The organism is Neotabrizicola paludis, assembly GCF_044142105.1.
Taxonomy (GTDB): Bacteria; Pseudomonadota; Alphaproteobacteria; order Rhodobacterales; family Rhodobacteraceae; genus Pseudogemmobacter.
The window spans coordinates 773,021-791,426 of record NZ_JBGTYM010000001.1; the positions used below are offsets into that span (position 1 = coordinate 773,021).

Here is an 18,406-nt window from a genome sequence, read left to right on the forward strand (position 1 = left end):
TTCCCCCGGTTTTCCAGCCCGGATCAGCGCCCCTCGGCCCGCCAATCGTCAAGCGCCGCATTGTCCTCGACCATGGCGGCACCACCCAGGGCCGCCGCGCCACCGGGTGCCGCGACCGGACGGTTGCGGAAATACCAGGTCTCGCGCGCGCCGAAATAGAAAGCAACGATGGCGCCCAGCAGCCACCAGAGCGGTTCCGGCACGGCGTTGAGACCGACCATTCGGGCGGCGAAGCCCACCGGATCGACCATGGCATAGACGAATAGGCCCAGCGTTCCGAAAGCCAGGAAGGGGCGCGGCAGGCGGTTCAACCCATTGACCAGCCGGTCGAACCGGGACAGCGCGGGGTGCTGGTATTCCTCGCCCAATTGCCGCAGCGCCGCCATCTGCGCCTCGGCCGACAATTCCATCCTGCGCGTGGCCGATGGCACGAAAACCTCGGCCACGCCCTTGGCCGCCTGCCCCAGCGCCGAAACCGCGCCCGGCCCACCCAGCACCTTGTCGATCACGCCCATGGCCCTACTCCCATCCTGCGACGCGTGCTTGGTGCTGGGCGTCGGTCAGCCAGTATTTCCTGTCGATGAATGTCTCGGCGCGCAGCACCCAGCCGCCTTTGCCGCCATCGCGCCTGCGGGCATATTTGCGGCTGGCGGGGCGGGCATCGGCCAGCGCGTAGTAATAGTTGCGCCGCGCGATGCCATAGGCGTCGGCCAGATGCGCGGGCGCCGCGTCATAGGCCAGTTGTGCTGCGCGGATCGTCTGCGGGCCGATCTGGCCATCGGGGTCGCAGGGATAGCCCATCTGGGTCAGCAGGCGCTGGAGGATCTTCACCGCATTGCCGCCCGCATTGACATACATGTCGAAGACCGAGGGTTGCAGCACTTCGGGCAAGGCGGCGATGCCGGTGCGCGTATAATAATGCTCGACATAGATCTGCACCGCCTGATCGGCGGTCAGGGCGCGGATATCGGCGGCGTCAATCCGGCTGTCGCGAGTCACATCCAGGCCAAGGCGGCGCAGCGTGTGCAGGGTGACACCGTGATTGGTGACACCGCCCGGATCGTCGGGGTCATCGACGAAGCCGCCCTCGCGGGCGACGATCTCGCGGGCAATCTCCTGAACCGATAGCATGGCGGGCTCCTCTGGCCGAGCACTGGGCTCGGTCAGGGTCTTCCCAATTGGTTAATCGTGCTTGGGCGCGGCGTTCGGAGGCTTTTGGGCAGAGCCGGAGGGGCGATATTTCGGCGAAAGATCGGGACGGGCCTATGTCAGCTTTCGGGCTTGGCCTTCGGATCGACATACATGCCCTGATCCTTCAGAGCGTCGATGACTTCCTTGGGCATGTAGGTTTCATCATGTTTCGCAAGCACTTCGCTGGCGACGAAAGTGCCGCCCTGCATCTGGCCCAAGGCGACCATGCCTTCGCCTTCCGCAAAAAGGTCGGGCAGGACGCCGGTGAATTCGACCGGGACGCTGGCATTGGTGTCGGTGACGCGGAAGGAGACGGTGGTGCCCTCGCCGCGCTTGACGCTGCCCTCCTCGACCAGACCGCCGATGCGGAAGACCTCATCCGGGCCGGGGGGCATGGCGGCGACTTCGCTGGGGGTGCGGAAGAAGTTGATCCCGTCCTTCATCGCATAGCCGATCAGGCCGGTCGCCACGGCAAGCGCCACGAAAGCCAGCGCGATCACCTGGATGCGCCGCTGTTTCTTGAGCCCCTTGAGGCCGCGAAATTCCTGCCTTGCCGCCATGTTGCGCCCTCTCCTTCGCGCGCTTCCTATTCCGCCGGCCCCCTGGTCGCCTTGATGCGGATCAAGCCCGGATCAGGGGAAGACCGGAGCAAGCATGAGGCCTGTGGTTTCCTCGATGCCGAGCATGAGGTTGGCGTTCTGGATCGCCTGGCCCGAAGATCCCTTGGTCAGATTGTCCAGCACCGCCACCACCACCGTCCGGCCCGGCACCCGGTCGCCGATCACGCCGATATGGCAGTAATTGGAGCCTGCAATGTCGCGTGTCGAGGGGAGTGCGCCAAAAGGCAGCACCTGAAGGAAGGGCTCTTCTATATAGGCCTGCACCAGCGTCTCGTGAACCAGCTTGGGATCGGCTTTCACATAGACCGTCGCCAGGATGCCGCGGTTCATCGGCAGAAGGTGGGGCGTGAACTGGACCAGAACCGGGCGGCCCGCCAACTTGCTGAATTCCTGATCGAATTCGCCAAGATGCCGATGCTTTCCGCCCGCGGAATAGGTATGCGTGCCGCCGGAAAGCTCGGCGTGCAGAAGGTTTTCCTTGAGGCTGCGGCCCGCGCCGGACACCCCGGCCTTGAGGTCGATCTTGATGTCGTCAAGATCAATCACCCCGGCCGAAATCAGGGGCCGCAGGGCATATTGGCCGGTGGCGGCGTTGCAGCCGGTGCCGGCGATCAGGCGGCCCTTGCGGATTTCGTCACGGTAGAACTCGGTCAGGCCATAGACCGCCTCTTTCTGCAACTCGACCGCGGCATGGGGCTGGCCATACCATTTCTGATAGTCCGCTGGATCGCGCAACCGGAAATCTGCCGACAGATCAACGATCTTCAGGTCCTTGGGCAGCTTGGCGATCACTTCCTGAGATGTTGCATGAGGAAGTGCGCAGAAGCATAGGTCAACATTAGAGAAATCGATCTCATCGATCTTCACCAGACGCGGGAGGTCAAGGTGGCGCAGGAAGGGGAAGACCTCGGCCATGGCCATGCCGGCCTTGCGGTCGGCGGACAGCGCGGTGATGCGCATATCGGGATGGGTGGCGATCAGGCGGACAAGCTCGGCACCGGTATAGCCGGAGGCTCCGAGAATGGCGATCCGATGGGTCATGGCGCGGCCTTCTTCTTGCGACTTGCGTGCCGCTACATAGGGCAAAACCGGGGCGATGGAAACCGTCCAAAGGACGCAGGCGGGCCGTGAAAACACGGGGTTGTGACTGTCTTCCAAATGTCTTCCAAACGTCTTCCGTTCTGTCTTCCACCCGGTGGGGGATTTCAGCCTGCCGGAACCCAGATCACATCGCGGATGCGCGGCGCACCGGTCGCCAGCATGACCAGCCGGTCGAAGCCCAGGGCGCAGCCGCAAGCGGCAGGCATCAGCGCAAGGGCCGCGAGGAAATCTTCGTCGATCGGATAGGTCTCGCCATAGCGGTCCTGCTTCAGCGCCATCTCCGCCTCAAATCGGCGGCGTTGTTCGGTGGGGTCGGTCAGCTCGCCAAAGCCATTCGCCAGCTCGACACCGCAGGCATAAAGCTCGAACCTTTCGGCACAGCGCGGGTCGTCGGCACAGCGGCGGGCCAGGGCCGCTTCGGCGGCGGGATAGCGGTCAAGCACGGTCAGGCGGCCCTGCCCCAGCTGCGGCTCGATCCGCTCTGACAGGACGCGGCTGAAGAGATCGGACCAGTTCTCACCCCGCATATGCGAGATGCCCTGCGCATCCATCTGGGCGGCAAGGGCGGGTGCGTCGGTTTCGCCGCCCTGCCCCATGGTCGCCAGCAGATCGATCCCGGCATGGCGCTGGAAGGCCTCGGCCACGGACAGCCGTTCATAGGGCAGCGCAGGGTCGCAAGTCCGGTCGCGAAAGCGCAGGATGCCGCCTGCCTCCCGCGCCGCAAGCTGCGCCCAGGCGGCCAGGTCCTGCATCAGCACGGCATAATCTTCGCCCGCGCGGTACCATTCCAGCATGGTGAATTCCGGCTCGTGCAGCACGCCCCTTTCGCGGTTGCGCCAGACATGGGCGAAGGCGTGGATGCGGGTCTCGCCCGCCGCCAGAAGCCGCTTCATGGCAAATTCGGGCGAGGTGTGCAGATAGCGCGGCACCCCCTGGCCGTCATTGCCGATGGCGGTCGTGGCAAAGGCGTGCAGATGCGCCTCATTGCCGGGGCTGACTTGCAGGCCCGCGGGGTCGACCTCGGTGAAATCCCGATCCGCCAGCCAGGCGCGGATCGCGGCCTGGATGCGGTTTCGCGCCAGAAGAAGCGGGCGGCGGTCGACGTGACGGACGGGCTGCCACCATTGCGTATCGGTCATTTCGGACGGTTCCGGCTGGAAATCTGGGAAAAGGTGCGCTAGAGGGCGCGACAATCCGCGCCTGCCGCGCGCATATCACGCCCCGACCGGGGCCTACCACAAGGATCACGCCCCGTGAAAGTCATCGCTTCCTCGCTCCGCAAGGGCAATGTCGTCGAGATGGACGGACGTCTTTACGTCGTTCTCTCGGCCGCCAACTTCCACCCCGGCAAGGGCACGCCGACGACCAGCGTCGACATGCGCCGGATTTCGGACGGGGTGAAGGTCTCGGAGCGCTGGAAGACCACCGACCAGGTAGAAAAGGCCACGGTGGACGAGCGCGAATACGATTTCCTGTATGAGGATGGCGAAGGCTTCCACTTCATGGAGCCGGTCAGCTATGAGCAGGTCGTCGTGACCGACGACGTGATGGGTGGCAACAAGGCCTATATCCAGGAAGGCATGCGCTGCTACCTGAAGACCTTCGAAGGCGCGCCGATCGCCATCGAAGTGCCGCAGAAGATCACGGTCGAGATCACCGAGACCGAGCCGGTGGTCAAGGGGCAGACCGCCTCGTCCAGCTACAAGCCCGCGATGACCGCCAATGGCCTGCGCGTGATGGTGCCGCCGCATATCGGCGCGGGCACCCGCATCGTCATCAACACCGACGATGACAGCTATGTGGAACGCGCCAAGGACTGAGTGATCCAGTTCTGGGAATTTGGAGAGGGCGTGCCGGGACCGGCGCGCCCTTTTGCTTTATGCCGGGGTCTTCTGCCATTCCGGCAAAGGAAAGAGCCGGTCATAGGCCCAGTTGAAGCCGAAGGCATAGAACAGGTAGAAGCCCGCCAGCCCGGCATCCAGCAGGAAGGCCGCGATGAGGCTGATCTGAAGATACCAGGCGATGAAGGGCATCAGCACCAGAAGAAGCCCGCCCTCGAACAGCATCGCATGAAGGATGCGGATGCGCGGGGTTTTCCGGGTGGTGCCGGTCAGGCGGCGCAGGGCATGGTCGAAGAGCCAGTTGTAGACCATGTTCCACAGCGTCGCGAGCGTGGCGCTGACCACGCCGACCACGCCCATGTCCTGCATCGGCAGGCCCATCAGCAGGGCAGCCAGCGGCACGACCAGAAGAAGGGCGATGATTTCAAAACTGAGCGCGTGGCGCAGACGGTCGAGGGGGGAACGCATGGCGACCTGCCGGAAATGTGGCCGGGCCGTCCCGGCGTGATGTCCATTGGGGGAGGTCGTCCTCGCCGGGCCAGATATAGCAGCCCGGAGCCGGGGATCAAGGTCCGCGCGGCGGAGCCTTCTCGCCCGCCTCGATGCGGAAGGGCAGGATGTTGCCGGGCGGCGGCAGCGGGCAGACGGCGAGGTCGGTGAAGGCGCAGGGCGGCGAGATGGCGCGGTTGAAATCGAGGGTGATGGCGGTGTCGGTGATGTCCTCGGCCACAAGGAAACGGCAGGCCGGATAGGTCTCGCCCGCCGTGGCATCGCGGAAGACGAACATCGGCTTGCCGGACTTCCAATGGGTCGGGGTCAGGGTGATCTCGCGTCCCGCATGGCTGAAGCGGGCGCGGTGGGTCAGGGTGACAGGGGCGAAGGAGCCATCGACCATCGGCACCTGTGCCGCTTGCGGCGCCAGGGTTTCCCAGGTGGCGCGGATCACCCAGTCGGGGCTGTCGGGGAAATGCGACAGGGTGATCTGGCGCGGCAGGCGCAGGTCGCGGACGCGCAGGGCGGGAATGCCGTCGACGGTGTGGAGATCCAGCAAGAAGGGATCGGCGCGCAGTTGCGGGAAGACGTCGGGGATGGGCGTGAAGGGCTGCGGTCTGCCATCCGGCAGGGTGAATGTGGCCGAAAGGTCGGGGGCGATGGTGAGCGTGCCCAGAAGATCGGGGCCGGAAGACAGCCGCACCTCCTGCGCCGCGCCGACCTGGTAGGTGCCGGGGGCAAGGTCGATGCGGTCGGTCAGGTTCAGCCAGCCATCTTCGGCGGTGAGGGCGGCAAGCCGGGCGGCGCGGAAGTCGGGGAGGGATTGCATGATGTCCGTGCCTGCGTCACGCCTGCTCGAAGGCGATCCGGCGTCTGAGGAATTGCGTGGCATGGACCGAGACCGAGCCGGGATCGCCGGTGGTCAGGAACTTGGACTGCGTGCCGCGGCCCAGCATCTCGGGACGGCGGATCAGGTAATCGGCCAGGCTTTCGGCCACCAGATTGGCCTGGGAATAGACCTTGACCCCCTGCCCCAGCGCGTCCTGGAAGGTCTTTTCCATCAGCGGGTAATGGGTACAGCCCAGGATCGCCGCCTCGGGCTTGGGCATGCGGCGCTTGAGCGCCTCGACATGGCTTTTGACCAGGGCTTCGGCCAGGATCTCGTCGCCCTGCTCGATCGCGTCGACCACGCCGCCGCAGGGCTGGGCCTCGACATCAACGCCGATGGCGCGGAAGGCAAGCTCGCGCTGGAAGGCGCGCGAGGCGACGGTGGCGGGGGTGGCGAAGAGCGCGACATGCTTGACCGCGACTTCGCGCGGGGGGGAATTGTCGCCCCAATGCCGTTCGGTCAGCGCCTCGATCAGCGGTACGAAGACACCGAGAACGCGCTTGTCGGTGGGCACCCAGGTTTCCTGCATCCGGCGCAGCGCGGCGGCAGAGGCGGTGTTGCAGGCGAGGATGACCAGATCGCAGCCTTCGGCCCAAAGCCGCTCGGTCGCCGCACAGGTCAGGCGGAAGATGTCATCGGCGTCGCGCACGCCATAGGGGGCATGGGCATTGTCGCCGAAATAGACGAAGGGAACTTCGGGCAGGCGGCGCGAGACCGCATCGAGCACCGTCAGGCCGCCAAGCCCCGAATCGAAGATTCCGACCGCCATGGCTGATCCTTTCCGGTGCTGCCCGATGCCGTGGGAGGGGTCTTTCGCCCGAGGCGGCCCCTTTCAGCCGCAATCATAGGCAGAAAGCAGGCCCGGGCGGAAGGGGCAGGCCCCGCCCTGCCCCGCCTGCGGCAATTTTTCCGCGCATGACACGGCTTTTTTGCGGGGTCAGGTTTTCGTCGGCTGCATAGCGTGTGATAGGATGCGCCGGGTTTCGCGAAGGGTGAACAGATCATGGATTGGGACAAGTTGCGCATCTTTCATGCGGTGGCCGAGCGCGGCTCGCTGACCCATGCGGGCGAAGTGTTGCATCTGTCGCAATCAGCGGTCAGCCGCCAGATCCGCGCGCTGGAGGAAAGCCTGAATGTCACACTGTTCCATCGCCATGCCCGCGGGCTGATCCTGACGGAACAGGGCGAACTGCTGTTCGACGCCACCCAGGCGATGGTGAAGCGGCTGGATGCCACCGCCGCCCGCATCCGCGACAGCGAGGACGAGGTCTTCGGCGAATTGCGGGTGACGACGACGATGGGCTTCGGGACGCTGTGGCTCGCCCCCCGTCTGGCGCGGCTGTACGAGCGCTACCCGGCGCTGAAGATCGACCTGATGCTGGAAGAGCGCGTGCTGGATCTGCCGATGCGCGAGGCCGATGTGGCGATCCGCATGAAGGAACCCAGCCAAGCGGATCTGATCCGCAAGCGGCTGATGCAGATCAAGATGCGGCTCTATGCGACGCCGGAATATCTGGCCAAGGCCGGGACGCCCCAGACCATGGCGGATATGAGCCAGCACCGGCTGATCTGCCAGCATCCCGGCACGCCGCAAGTGGCGGCGGGCGCGCTGCTGGTGGCCGAGCTGATGAGCCATGACATCCCCTCGACCCTGCATGTGAACAATTATTTCGGCGTCTTGCAGGCGGTGTTGAACCATCTGGGGATCGGGGTCATGCCCGATTACATCACCGAGGAATTTCCGCATCTTGTGCGCGTCCTGCCCGAAGTGGAATCGGGCGAGGTGCCGGTCTTCCTTGCCTATCCCGAGGAGCTGCGCCACTCGAAACGGGTGGCGGCCTTCCGCGATTTCGTCATGGAAGAGATCGCCAATTTCCGCCGCCGGCACGAGGGCTGATACAGCCATGCAGAAATCGCATGGCGGACATGCTGCACCTGCGGCAATTGATCCCTTGATCGATTCATCTTTGGCTCATAAATCAGGCGACGAGGCGCTGAACGAGGCAACTCTTCGCGCTTCATACCTCCCTGTTGGACTTGGGCCGAGCTTCTGCTCGGCCTTCTTTTTTTCCGACCCCTGATCGGCTAGGGCGGCGATTCGCCCGCCAGTGCCGCGCGACGGGCGGCAAGAAAAGCGCGGTCGGCGGGGTTTTCCGACAGATGGATCGCCTGATCATAGGCGGCGCGGGCCGCCTCCGCCGCCCCTGCGCGCGACAGGAATTCGGCCATCGCGGCGTGCCAGGGTTGAAACTCGGCAAGGGCGGGGGCGAGCGGCAGCAGGGCCGACAGGGCAGCAGCGGGACCTTCGGCCTCGCCCAGAGCGACGGCATGGTTCAGGCGGGTGACGGCCGTGTCCTCGAACGCCAGAAGCCGTGCATAGAGCGCGGCAGTTGCGGGCCAGTCGGGCGGAGCGGTCATGGAAGCGCGGGCGATCAGGGCCTTGAGGCGGAAGCGCGCGTCAGGATGATGCCCGGCGAGCAGCGCCCCCGCCTCGGCGATGGCGGCCGCATCCCAGAGCGCGCGATCCTGTTTCGCGGGTGGAACGGTGGCGCCATCGGGGCCGGTACGGGCCTTGCGGCGGGCATGGGTCAGGAGGAGAAGCGCGAGGCAGGCTTCGGCCTCGGCTTCGCCTGGGCGCAGGGCAAGCACCATGCGGGCGAGGAAGATCGCCTCTTCGCAAAGATCGCGCCCGGCGGCGGGACCGGCGGCATAGCCTGAGGTGAAGACAAGATAGATGACGGTCAGGACCGAGTTGAGCCTCTCGGCCCAGGCCTCGGGGCCCGGCACGGCAAAGGGAATGCCGGCGGCGGCGATCTTGGCCTTGGCGCGCGACAGGCGCTGGCCCATGGTCGGCTCGGCATCAAGATAGACGGCGGCGATCTGGGCGGTGGTGAGACCGCAAAGCGTGCGCAGCGTCAGGGCGACGCGGGTCTTCTGCTCCAGCGCCGGATGGCAGCAGGTGAAGATCAGGCGCAGGCGTTCGTCGGGGATCTGGTCGGGATCGGGGGCGATGGCCTCTTCCTCGGCCAGATGGAGGAGATCGGCGCTGTTCCGGGCGGCGCGGTCGTCGCGGCGCCAGGCGTCGATGGCCTTGCGCAGCGCGGCGCGTAGAAGCCAGGCCTCGGGCCGGTCGGGCAGGCCCGTGCGCGACCAATGGACCAGGGCCGAAGCCGCGGCCTCGTGCAGCGCATCTTCGGCGCGCTGGAAATCTCCGGTGCGGGCGATGAGGGCGGCCAGAAGCCGCCCCCTGTCCTGCCGCATCACGCGCTCCAGCGCGGTGGCGATCATTCGAAGACCACGACCGGACGAAGCTCGACCGTGCCATGGCGCGCGCCGGGAATCTGCGCGGCCCAGGCGATGGCGGCGTCGAGATCAGGGCAGTCCATCATGTAGAAGCCCGCCAGATGTTCGCGGGTTTCGGCGAAGGGGCCGTCCATGGTTTCGGTCTTGCCCGCCCGCACGCGGACGGAAGTGGCCGTCGAAACGGGATGCAGCGCGTCGCCCGCCAGCATTGCCCCGGCGTCGCGCAGACGGCGGGTGAAGTCGAGATATTCGCTGTTCATCTTGGCGCCCATTTCCGGGGTCAGGGCGGGATCGGTGTAGATCAGGGCCATGTATTTCATCTGTCTCTCTCCTTGTGGCGGGTCGCCCCGGCACGCGCTTGCGCAGGGGTCTGACCCAAGGACGAACGGGCGCGCCGGATTTCGACAGGCTAGCGGCAAGGCGCGAAGATTTTCGGCGAAAATATTGTCGCCTTGCGAGCCGAGGCGAATTTTCTGCGAAAATTCGGCAGGGCGCCGCACGGGCGGGGCTGCCGCCGCTTCGCCCTTCCCCTTTCCCGGCCTTTCGGCTAGGAGGCGGCGCAAGATCACGCGCGCGGAGAGCCTGCTTATGAGCGAACCCCAGATCACCCCCGAGCTTGTGGCCGCACACGGGATCAAGCCGGACGAATGGGAGCGCCTGCTGGGCATCCTGGGCCGACAGCCGACCTTCACCGAGCTGGGCATCTTCAGCGCGATGTGGAACGAGCATTGTTCCTACAAATCTTCGAAGATCCATCTGCGCAAGCTGCCGACCACGGGGCCGCAGGTGATCTGCGGACCCGGCGAGAATGCGGGCGTGGTCGATATCGGCGATGGCGATGCCGTCATCTTCAAGATGGAAAGCCACAACCATCCCTCTTACATCGAGCCGCATCAGGGCGCCGCGACCGGCGTGGGCGGCATCCTGCGCGATGTCTTCACCATGGGTGCCCGCCCCATCGCGGCGATGAACAGTCTGTCCTTCGGCCTGCCCTCGCATCCGAAAACCGCGCATCTGGTGAAAGGCGTGGTCGAGGGCGTCGGCAGCTATGGCAATGCCTTTGGCGTGCCCACCGTGGGCGGCGAAGTGCGGTTCCACCGCAGCTATAACGGCAATTGCCTGGTCAATGCCTTTGCCGCGGGCCTGGCGCGGACCGATGCGATCTTCTATTCCGCCGCCTCGGGCGTGGGCATGCCCGTCGTCTATCTGGGCGCCAAGACCGGGCGCGACGGCGTCGGCGGGGCGACCATGGCCAGCGCCGAGTTCGACGACACGATCGAGGAGAAGCGCCCGACCGTGCAGGTCGGCGACCCCTTCACCGAGAAGCGGCTGCTCGAGGCCTGCCTGGAGCTGATGCAGACCGGCGCCGTCATCTCCATCCAGGACATGGGCGCGGCGGGGCTTACCTGTTCGGCGGTCGAGATGGGCGACAAGGGTGGGCTTGGCATCAAGCTTCAACTTGATGACGTGCCGCAGCGCGAAACCAATATGACCGCCTATGAGATGATGCTGAGCGAATCTCAGGAACGGATGCTCATGGTGCTGAAGCCCGAGAAAGAGGCCGAGGCGCGGGCGATCTTTGTCAAATGGGATCTGGATTTCGCCATCGTCGGAGAGACCATTGCCGAGGACCGTTTCCTGATCCTGCATGGCAATGAGGTGAAGGCCGATCTGCCCCTGTCCAAGCTGTCCTCGTCGGCGCCGGAATATGACCGGCCGCATGTCGAGACGCCCGCCGCCAAGCCCCTGGGCGATCTGCCCGAGATTGGTGCGATGGCGGGGCTGAAGGCCCTGATCGCCAGTCCCTCCTATGCCGCGAAGACCTGGGTCTACGAGCAATATGACAGCCAGGTCGGCGCCGATACGATGGTGACGCCGGGCCTTCCTGCGGGCGTGGTACGGGTGCATGGCACGGGCAAGGCGCTGGCCTTCACCTCTGACGTCACGCCGCGCTATGTCAAGGCGAACCCGGTGCAGGGCGGGCGACAGGCGGTGGCGGAGGCCTATCGCAATCTGACCGCCATGGGCGCGCTGCCCCTGGCCACGACCGACAACCTGAATTTCGGCAACCCGGAAAAGCCCGAGATCATGGGCCAATTCGTCGGCGCGCTGAAGGGAATCGGCGAAGCCTGCACGGCTCTGGACATGCCGATCGTCTCGGGCAATGTCTCGCTTTACAATGAAACCGACGGCCAGCCGATCCTGCCGACGCCGACCATCGGCGCGGTGGGCCTGCTGAAATCGCTGGACGAATTGATCGCGGGCAAGCCCTCCGCCGGGGATCTGGCGGTGCTGGTGGGCACGACCAAGGGCCATCTGGGGCAATCGGCGCTGCTGGCCGAGGCCTTCGGGATGGAGGCGGGCGATGCGCCTGCCGTCGATCTGAAGGCCGAGCGCCGCAATGGCGACTTCATCCGTGCCAATCGCAAGGCGATCCGGGCCTGCAGCGACCTGAGCGATGGCGGGCTGGCGCTGGCGGCCTTCGAGATGGCGGAACGTGCGGGCGAAGGCCTGTGGATCGAGCGCGGAGACATCCCCTTCCTGTTTGGCGAGGATCAGGCGCGCTATCTGCTGGCCGTGTCGCAAGAGGCGCTGGCCGGGCTTGAGGAAGCGGCCGAGGCGGCGGGGGTGCCTTTGGCGCTGGTCGGCCAGTTCGGCGGCGATACGGTCTGCCTGGGCGCCGATGCCGCGCCGCTGGAGGCCTTGTCCAAGACCTATCGCAGCGCCTTCGCCACTGCCGTGGGCGTGTGAGGCCGAAATCCGGGACCGAGCCACAAGGACCGACCCGGCCAAAGGGTCGGCGACGAAACAGGGCGGCGCGCCCGGATCGGTCGGCGCACCGGGTTCGAGACCCGAACCGCCCGCGTGCGACGCCATCCCATCTTGCAGCCCCCTGCCCTGCGGCTTACATCTGCTAGGGAAGACCAAGGAGGCTGCCCATGCCGATGGAAGGCAAGGATATCGAGGCGCTGATCCGCGCCGCGTTCCCGCAAGCGAAGATCACCGTGACCGACACGGTGGGAGACGGCAATCACTGGGCGGCGGAAGTGGTGGACGAAGCCTTTCGCGGCCTGAACCGGGTGCAGCAGCAGCGCGCGGTCTATGCCAGCCTGAAAGGCAAGATGGACGGGGCGCATGGCGAATTACACGCGCTGGCGCTGACGACCAAGGCGCCAGAGTAAGGCGGCCCCATCAGAGCCGCAAGGCGACGGGGCGCGCCCTGAAAAAAGGAACATCGCCGTGGCCGGTTGGGGCTTTACGGCAAGACGGAGTGAAGACCATGAGCGCGCTGGATGATATCCGCGAGACGATCAACAAGAACGACGTTGTCCTTTTCATGAAGGGCACAAAGATGATGCCGCAATGCGGGTTCTCGTCCCGCGTGGCGGGCGTGCTGAATTACATGGGCGTCGAGTTTGCCGATGTGAACGTGCTGGCCGATGCGGAAATCCGTCAGGGCATCAAGGAATTTTCCGATTGGCCGACCATCCCGCAGCTTTACGTCAAGGGCGAATTCGTGGGCGGCTGCGACATCGTCACCGAGATGACGCTGTCGGGCGAGCTGGACACGCTGTTCGAGACCAAGGGCGTGGCCTTCGACAAGGCGGCGGCGGACAAGATCCGCGAAGCCAACGCCTGAACGGCGCGGGTTCCTGTGAAGAGGCTTGAGGAAAGGCGGCCCTGGCCGCCTTTCTGCTTTTCCGGGCGGCGTCAGCCTTGCTCGACGCAGCCTTCCAGGATCGGGGTCTCCTGCCCGGCTTCCTTCCAGTAGAGCGTGGCTTCCGGCCCCTTCGTCCACCAGACGTAGCCCGCGCCGTCCGAAGGCCAGGCGTAGCGCGCGCCGGAGGCGGCGGGTTCGTTGTAAAGGGTGATCTGGCTGCCCTCGACATGGATCACGACGATCGAGGCGTCGGGCGCGTTGATATAGCTGGCCGGCACTTCGACGCCCCGGGCACAGGTGTACCGGGTTGTGATCAGCGTGGTTTCTGCCCCTTCGGCCAGCACGGGCAGGGGCGCGAGGCTGGCGCAAAGGGCAAGGGTCAGGGCGGGACGGGGCGTCCGGTTCAACATGGGCAGGGCCTTTTCGTTGGGTCGGTTCAGGGGCAGGCCCCCGGTCAGGCGTTGCGGTCCGGGTCCGGCCGGGCCGCCCCCGGGGCAAACGCCGTCAGGCGCGGGCGAGTTCCTCGGCCCGGTCGGCGGCGGCCTCGGCCCGCGCCGCAAGCTCGGCCAGGGTCTCGATGACCTGCACCGGGATCACCGGCACTTCGACCCGTTCCGCCGCCGGTGCGGGCCGCACCTCGAGCGCGGCCAGTTTCTCGCGGGTCTGGCGCAGTTCATCTTCCAGCGCCGCCGTCTTGTCGGCCAGCATCAGCCCCGCCATCAACAGCATCTTGGCCTCGGGCAGGCGGCCCATGGCCGACATGAGCGGCGCGGCCTCGGCATCGAGCAGTTGCGCCGCGCCGCGCAGAAAATGCTCTTCGCCCGGCTGGCAGGAGACGGTGAAGACCTTGCCGCCGATGGTGACGTCGAGATCAGGCATGTTCGGCCTCCGTCAGATGGTCGTCCAGGGCGGCGGCCAGCTCGTCCAGCTCGGCCAGTTCCGTCAGGCGGGTGGCGCGCAGGGCGTCCAGTTCCACCAGCATGGCGCGGTTGATCTGGGCCGGTTCGGTGAGACCCGAGGCCTCGCTTTCGCGCAGACGGCGCAGCTCTTCGCGCAACGTGACGGCGGTCTTGCGCATGCGTTGCAATTCCAGACCCTGGACATCGAGCTGGCGGGTCAGCTTTTCAATACGCTGCTCATACTGGGCGCGGATCATCGCCTCGCGTTCGGTCGCGGCAGCAAGGCTGGCATGAAGGCCGTCTTCCGCGCCGGGGGCGGCCTCTGCCTCGGCATCGACCAGCATCGGGGCTTCTGGCACGGCATTGGCCTTTGCCGCGGCGAGACCGTCCAGGCCGCGACCGATGCGGTCCAGCGCCGCGGCGATGCGCCGTTCCAGTTCCACGATATCCGCCATGCGCCGCCCTTTCCGGTCTCTTCGCCTGTGGCCCCCGAAGCGAATCGCCCATGGGTTGCCTGTCTGGCATCATAGAGCGAATCTCGCGGGGCGAGGCCAGCCTTTCTTCCCAAGGCCTTGCCGACCGTGCTTGATCTTGCCGGACGGGGCGGCTATGCGCCAAACCGTCCCGCGCGCGCGTGCCTGATCCCGCCGGCGCAGCGCCAAGCCCCGTGCCAGAGGAGACCGCCTTGGACATCGAGACCCTGAAGAGCCGCCACCCCGATCACTGGATGCGCGCCGCCGCGATCCGCGCGCTGACGCTTGATGCGGTGGCCGCGGCGAATTCGGGCCATTCCGGGATGCCGATGGGCATGGCCGATGTGGCGACCGTGCTCTTCGAGAAGCACCTGAAATTCGACCCCAAGGCACCGCGCTGGCCCGACCGGGACCGTTTCATCCTTTCGGCCGGCCATGGCTCGATGCTGATCTATTCGCTCCTGTATCTGACCGGCTATGCCGATGTGACGCTGGAGCAGATCAAGAATTTCCGCCAATGGGGCGCGATCACGGCGGGCCACCCGGAATATGGCCATGTCTCGGGCGTGGAAACCACCACCGGCCCGCTGGGCCAGGGGATTTCCAACGCCGTGGGCTTTGCCATGGCGGAAGAGAACCTGCGCGCGCGGCTGGGCGCCAAGCTGCAGGATCACTTCACCTATGTCATCGCGGGCGATGGCTGCCTGATGGAAGGCGTGAGCCATGAGGCGATCGGCATCGCGGGCAAGCAGAAGCTGTCGCGGCTGATCCTGCTGTGGGATGACAATGGCATCACCATCGACGGCAAGGTGTCGCTGTCCGACGTCACAGACCAGCGCGCGCGCTTTGCCGCCGCCGGCTGGGATGTGTTCAACTGCGACGGCCATGACCCGGAAGACATCGACCGCGCCCTGACCGCGGCTAAGGCCAGCAGCGGCCCGGCGATGATCGCCTGCAAGACGCATATCGCGCTGGGACATGCGGCGCAGGACACCTCGAAAGGCCATGGCGCGCTGACCGACAAGGCGCAGCTTCAGGCGACCAAGGACCTGTATGGCTGGCCGGGTGGCCCGTTCGAAGTGCCCGCCGATGTGAAGTCGTGGTGGGAAGGGCTTGGGGCCAAGGGGGCCAAGGCACGGGCTGAATGGGAGGCCCGTCTTGCCGCCCAGCCCACGGGCAAGCAGGCCGAATTCAAGCGCATGTTCGCGGGCGAGGTTCCGCAGAAGCTGTATTCCGCCATTCGCGGCGTGAAGAAAGCGGCGGCGGAGGCCGGGGCCAAGATGGCAAGCCGCTCGGCCAGCGAGAAGGTTCTGGCGGCGGTGAACCCGGTCCTGCCGGAAACCTTTGGCGGTTCGGCCGACCTCACCGGCTCGAACAACACCAAGACCGGCGATCTGGGCGTCTTCACGCCCGAGGACCGCAAGGGCCGCTACATGTATTGGGGCATCCGCGAGCATGGCATGGCCGCCGCGATGAACGGCATGGCGCTGCATGGCGGCATCCGCCCCTATGGCGGCACGTTCATGGCCTTCACCGATTATGCCCGCCCCTCAATGCGCTTGTCGGCGCTGATGGGCGTGCCGGTCGTCTATGTGATGACGCATGACTCGATCGGTCTGGGCGAGGACGGTCCGACCCACCAGCCGGTCGAGCATCTGGCGATTTCTCGCGCGACGCCGAACACGCTGGTGCTGCGCCCGGCTGACCTGGTCGAAGTGGCGGAATGCTGGGAAGTGGCGCTGACGCAAAAGGCGACGCCTTCGGTCATGGCGCTGTCGCGGCAGAACCTGGCGGCGGTGCGCAAGACGCATACGAACCAGAACCTCTCGGCTAAGGGCGCCTATGTGCTGGCCGACGCCACGGGCAAGCGGCAGGTGATCCTGATCGCCACCGGCTCCGAGGTCGAGATCGCCATGAAGGCGCGCGAGGCGCTGGAGGCCGAGGGGATCGGCACCCGCGTCGTGTCGATGCCGTCGATGGAGCTGTTCGCGGCGCAGGACGAGGCCTATCGCAAGAAGGTGCTGCCGGCCGGGCCGGTGCGCGTGGCGGTGGAAGCTGGCGTGCGCCAGGGCTGGGACCGCTGGCTTCTGGGCGAGCGCGGGCGCGAACAGAAGGCGGCCTTCATCGGCATGTCGTCCTTTGGCGCCAGCGCGCCCTATGAGCGGCTCTACCAGGAATTCGGCATCACCGCCGAGGCGACCGTGGCTGCCGCCAAGGCGATGCTCTAAAGACCTGAGGATTTACGGCGCGGGGGCGGCTTCGGCCGCCCTCTTGCTTTGCGCCCGGCCATTCAATTGGTCGTTTCGCGCGTCTCGATCAGGATATGGCCGTTGGTTTCCAGTGTGGCGCGGCGGATATGCGCCACTTCGCTGCAACCGGCGATGCGCATGGCGTTGAGGAAATCCTCATGGCTGACCAGTTCGCGCCGCAGGGCCTGCTGATCGACCACGCCATTCTCGGCCAGAAGCGTCGGGCGGCCTTCGACCAGATGGCGGAAAGGCTGCGAGCGGGCCGATCCCAGCGCCACAAGATAGTTCAGCCCGATCAAGGTCACGGCCATGATGCCTGCCCCGGTCAGGGAATTGTCGCCGCCGTTGATGCCGTTCTGCACGGCATTGCCGATCAGGATCAGCAGGATCATGTCGAAAGGGGTGAACTGGCCGATGGCGCGCTTGCCCGAGACGCGCAGAAGGACGGTGACCAGCCCATACATCACCACGCCGCGCAGGACGAAATGCCACCAGGGGGCGGAAAGCTGCCAAAGATCCTGCATCTTACTCTTCTCCCTCGGGGCGGCTGATCTGCCCCCCCCCCACGGCGGCGGGCACCCCGGTCGTGCCGGGGCAGCTGGTCGGCAGGCCGCGCGCTACGCGCACGGCGAGGAAGGCGAAGGCCTGGGCTTCCAGCATGTCGCCGTTCAGCCCCGCCTCTTCCACCGGCAGGACGGTGCAATTCATCCGGCGGGTCAGTTCGGCCATCATCGCCCTGTTGTGCCGCCCGCCGCCAGTGACCAGAAGCCGGGTGACGGGCGCAGGGAAATGCTCGGCTCCGCGCGCCACTGCGGCGGCGGCGGCGGCGGTCAGGGTGGCGGCGGCATCTTCGGTGGACAGCGGCGCGACCTCGGCCAGCAAGGCGTGAAAATCGTTGCGATCCAGCGATTTGGGCGGGATGCGGTGAAAGAAGGCATGGGCGAGAAAGCGGTCAAGCGCGGCTTGATCCACCCGGCCCTGCAAGGCCAGCGCGCCGCCCTCGTCCAACTCGCCGCCCAGACGGGCGCGGATCAGGTCATTGACGGGTGCATTGGCCGGGCCGGTATCGAAGGCCAGCAGCGCGCCGGGGACCTCGGGCGCTGCAGCCGTGGGGTCGATCCAGGTCACATTGCCCACGCCGCCGAGATTGAGGAAGGCGATCGGGGCGGTCGCGCCGATATGGCGGGCCAGCGCAAAATGATAAAATGGCGCAAGAGGCGCGCCCTGCCCGCCGAAGCGCACATCAGCGGACCGGAAATCCCAGACCACGGGCAGGCCCAGAACCTCGGCCAGCAGCGCGCCATCGCCGCATTGATGCGTGCCGCGCCCGCGCGGGTCATGGGCCAGGGTCTGGCCGTGGAACCCCGCCAGCGCCGCGCCGGAAAAGCGCGACATCAGCTCGGCATGGGCGGTTTCCACCACCTCCGCCGCTTCGGCCACGCCGGGATCGTCAGGCCAGCGGCCCAGGGCGGCGCGGATCGCATCCTGCTCGGGCCGGGCATAGGGGCGGTAGGCATGGGGGCCGAATTCCATGACCTCATGGCCGTCGGTGAGGATCATCGCGGCATCCACCCCGTCCAGCGAGGTGCCGGACATCGCCCCCAGGGCCCAGATCGGCCCGGACTTCGCCCCCCGCTTCCGCATCTTCCCCTTGGCCCCCTGCCCGGCTATATCGCGGTGCAGCTAA

At 66.3% G+C, this 18,406-nt stretch carries 21 protein-coding genes; 6 read left to right on the plus strand and 15 right to left on the minus strand.

Annotated elements, in window-relative coordinates; all coding sequences use genetic code 11:
- Positions 1-23 precede the first annotated feature (23 nt).
- The 5 genes from ACED67_RS03700 to epmA all read right to left on the minus strand — a co-directional run bounded on the left by ACED67_RS03700 (position 24) and on the right by epmA (position 4,051).
- Entirely contained in the window at positions 24-515 is a 492-nt protein-coding gene (locus tag ACED67_RS03700) for a holin family protein (protein ID WP_395540179.1), read from the minus strand.
- A gap of 4 nt (positions 516-519) precedes the next feature.
- Complete coding sequence (locus ACED67_RS03705) at positions 520-1,131, minus strand: holin-associated N-acetylmuramidase (protein WP_395540180.1); 612 nt, start codon at positions 1,129-1,131, stop codon at positions 520-522.
- A gap of 137 nt (positions 1,132-1,268) precedes the next feature.
- Positions 1,269-1,751, minus strand: coding sequence for a cytochrome c maturation protein CcmE (gene ccmE, locus ACED67_RS03710; protein WP_395540181.1), 483 nt, complete (start codon positions 1,749-1,751; stop codon positions 1,269-1,271).
- Positions 1,752-1,823: 72 nt separating this feature from the next.
- On the minus strand, positions 1,824-2,852 hold the full coding sequence (gene argC / locus ACED67_RS03715) for an N-acetyl-gamma-glutamyl-phosphate reductase (RefSeq protein WP_395540182.1): 1,029 nt from the start codon (positions 2,850-2,852) through the stop codon (positions 1,824-1,826).
- A 164-nt stretch (positions 2,853-3,016) separates the two neighbouring features.
- The gene (gene epmA, locus ACED67_RS03720; RefSeq protein ID WP_395540183.1) at positions 3,017-4,051 is read right to left on the minus strand and encodes an EF-P lysine aminoacylase EpmA; all 1,035 of its coding nucleotides are present in this window, start codon (positions 4,049-4,051) and stop codon (positions 3,017-3,019) included.
- A 114-nt stretch (positions 4,052-4,165) separates the two neighbouring features.
- Between epmA and efp the strand changes: the two genes are divergently transcribed.
- The gene (gene efp, locus ACED67_RS03725) at positions 4,166-4,732 is read left to right on the plus strand and encodes an elongation factor P (RefSeq protein ID WP_395540184.1); all 567 of its coding nucleotides are present in this window, start codon (positions 4,166-4,168) and stop codon (positions 4,730-4,732) included.
- A gap of 57 nt (positions 4,733-4,789) precedes the next feature.
- Here efp and ACED67_RS03730 read toward each other — a convergent pair whose 3' ends face one another.
- The 3 genes from ACED67_RS03730 to ACED67_RS03740 all read right to left on the minus strand — a co-directional run bounded on the left by ACED67_RS03730 (position 4,790) and on the right by ACED67_RS03740 (position 6,903).
- Positions 4,790-5,221: a PACE efflux transporter gene (locus tag ACED67_RS03730; protein WP_395540185.1), complete on the minus strand. Its 432-nt coding sequence runs from the start codon at positions 5,219-5,221 to the stop codon at positions 4,790-4,792.
- Between the two features lie 97 nt (positions 5,222-5,318).
- Positions 5,319-6,074 carry a DUF1684 domain-containing protein gene (locus tag ACED67_RS03735; protein WP_395540186.1) on the minus strand — a complete coding sequence of 252 codons (756 nt, stop codon included), beginning with the start codon at positions 6,072-6,074 and terminating at the stop codon, positions 5,319-5,321.
- 16 nt (positions 6,075-6,090) lie between these two features.
- On the minus strand, positions 6,091-6,903 hold the full coding sequence (locus ACED67_RS03740) for a glutamate racemase (RefSeq protein WP_395540187.1): 813 nt from the start codon (positions 6,901-6,903) through the stop codon (positions 6,091-6,093).
- 234 nt (positions 6,904-7,137) lie between these two features.
- Between ACED67_RS03740 and ACED67_RS03745 the strand changes: the two genes are divergently transcribed.
- On the plus strand, positions 7,138-8,031 hold the full coding sequence (locus tag ACED67_RS03745; protein ID WP_395540188.1) for a LysR family transcriptional regulator: 894 nt from the start codon (positions 7,138-7,140) through the stop codon (positions 8,029-8,031).
- Between the two features lie 188 nt (positions 8,032-8,219).
- On the opposite strand, the gene ACED67_RS03750 is transcribed toward ACED67_RS03745, so the two are convergent.
- Both ACED67_RS03750 and ACED67_RS03755 read right to left on the minus strand, forming a co-directional pair.
- On the minus strand, positions 8,220-9,422 hold the full coding sequence (locus ACED67_RS03750; RefSeq protein ID WP_395540189.1) for an RNA polymerase sigma factor: 1,203 nt from the start codon (positions 9,420-9,422) through the stop codon (positions 8,220-8,222).
- A complete protein-coding gene (locus ACED67_RS03755; protein WP_395540190.1) occupies positions 9,419-9,757 on the minus strand; it encodes a YciI family protein in 339 nt (112 codons plus the stop codon). Before ACED67_RS03755 ends, ACED67_RS03750 begins: the two co-directional genes overlap by 4 nt.
- Positions 9,758-10,025: 268 nt before the next feature.
- Here ACED67_RS03755 and purL point away from each other — a divergent pair, with 268 nt between their 5' ends.
- The 3 genes from purL (at position 10,026) to grxD (ending at position 13,077) form a co-directional block, all read left to right on the plus strand.
- Complete coding sequence (gene purL / locus ACED67_RS03760) at positions 10,026-12,188, plus strand: phosphoribosylformylglycinamidine synthase subunit PurL (protein WP_395540191.1); 2,163 nt, start codon at positions 10,026-10,028, stop codon at positions 12,186-12,188.
- 188 nt (positions 12,189-12,376) lie between these two features.
- The gene (locus ACED67_RS03765; RefSeq protein WP_395540192.1) at positions 12,377-12,619 is read left to right on the plus strand and encodes a BolA/IbaG family iron-sulfur metabolism protein; all 243 of its coding nucleotides are present in this window, start codon (positions 12,377-12,379) and stop codon (positions 12,617-12,619) included.
- 98 nt (positions 12,620-12,717) lie between these two features.
- On the plus strand, positions 12,718-13,077 hold the full coding sequence (gene grxD / locus ACED67_RS03770) for a Grx4 family monothiol glutaredoxin (RefSeq protein WP_395540193.1): 360 nt from the start codon (positions 12,718-12,720) through the stop codon (positions 13,075-13,077).
- A gap of 71 nt (positions 13,078-13,148) precedes the next feature.
- Here grxD and ACED67_RS03775 read toward each other — a convergent pair whose 3' ends face one another.
- The 3 genes from ACED67_RS03775 to ACED67_RS03785 all read right to left on the minus strand — a co-directional run bounded on the left by ACED67_RS03775 (position 13,149) and on the right by ACED67_RS03785 (position 14,452).
- On the minus strand, positions 13,149-13,508 hold the full coding sequence (locus ACED67_RS03775; protein ID WP_395540194.1) for an MliC family protein: 360 nt from the start codon (positions 13,506-13,508) through the stop codon (positions 13,149-13,151).
- A gap of 94 nt (positions 13,509-13,602) precedes the next feature.
- On the minus strand, positions 13,603-13,977 hold the full coding sequence (locus tag ACED67_RS03780) for a cell division protein ZapA (RefSeq protein ID WP_395540195.1): 375 nt from the start codon (positions 13,975-13,977) through the stop codon (positions 13,603-13,605).
- A complete protein-coding gene (locus ACED67_RS03785) occupies positions 13,970-14,452 on the minus strand; it encodes a hypothetical protein (RefSeq protein ID WP_395540196.1) in 483 nt (160 codons plus the stop codon). The genes ACED67_RS03780 and ACED67_RS03785 overlap by 8 nt, the downstream gene beginning before the upstream one ends.
- A 230-nt stretch (positions 14,453-14,682) precedes the next feature.
- Here ACED67_RS03785 and tkt point away from each other — a divergent pair, with 230 nt between their 5' ends.
- Complete coding sequence (tkt, locus tag ACED67_RS03790) at positions 14,683-16,698, plus strand: transketolase (RefSeq protein WP_395540197.1); 2,016 nt, start codon at positions 14,683-14,685, stop codon at positions 16,696-16,698.
- Positions 16,699-16,760: 62 nt separating this feature from the next.
- On the opposite strand, the gene ACED67_RS03795 is transcribed toward tkt, so the two are convergent.
- Together ACED67_RS03795 and ACED67_RS03800 are read right to left on the minus strand one after the other, a co-directional pair.
- Positions 16,761-17,243 carry a DUF421 domain-containing protein gene (locus tag ACED67_RS03795; RefSeq protein ID WP_395540198.1) on the minus strand — a complete coding sequence of 161 codons (483 nt, stop codon included), beginning with the start codon at positions 17,241-17,243 and terminating at the stop codon, positions 16,761-16,763.
- A 1-nt stretch (position 17,244) separates the two neighbouring features.
- Positions 17,245-18,363, minus strand: a complete 1,119-nt coding sequence (locus tag ACED67_RS03800; protein WP_395540199.1) for an anhydro-N-acetylmuramic acid kinase — start codon at positions 18,361-18,363, stop codon at positions 17,245-17,247.
- Positions 18,364-18,406: the final 43 nt, after the last annotated feature.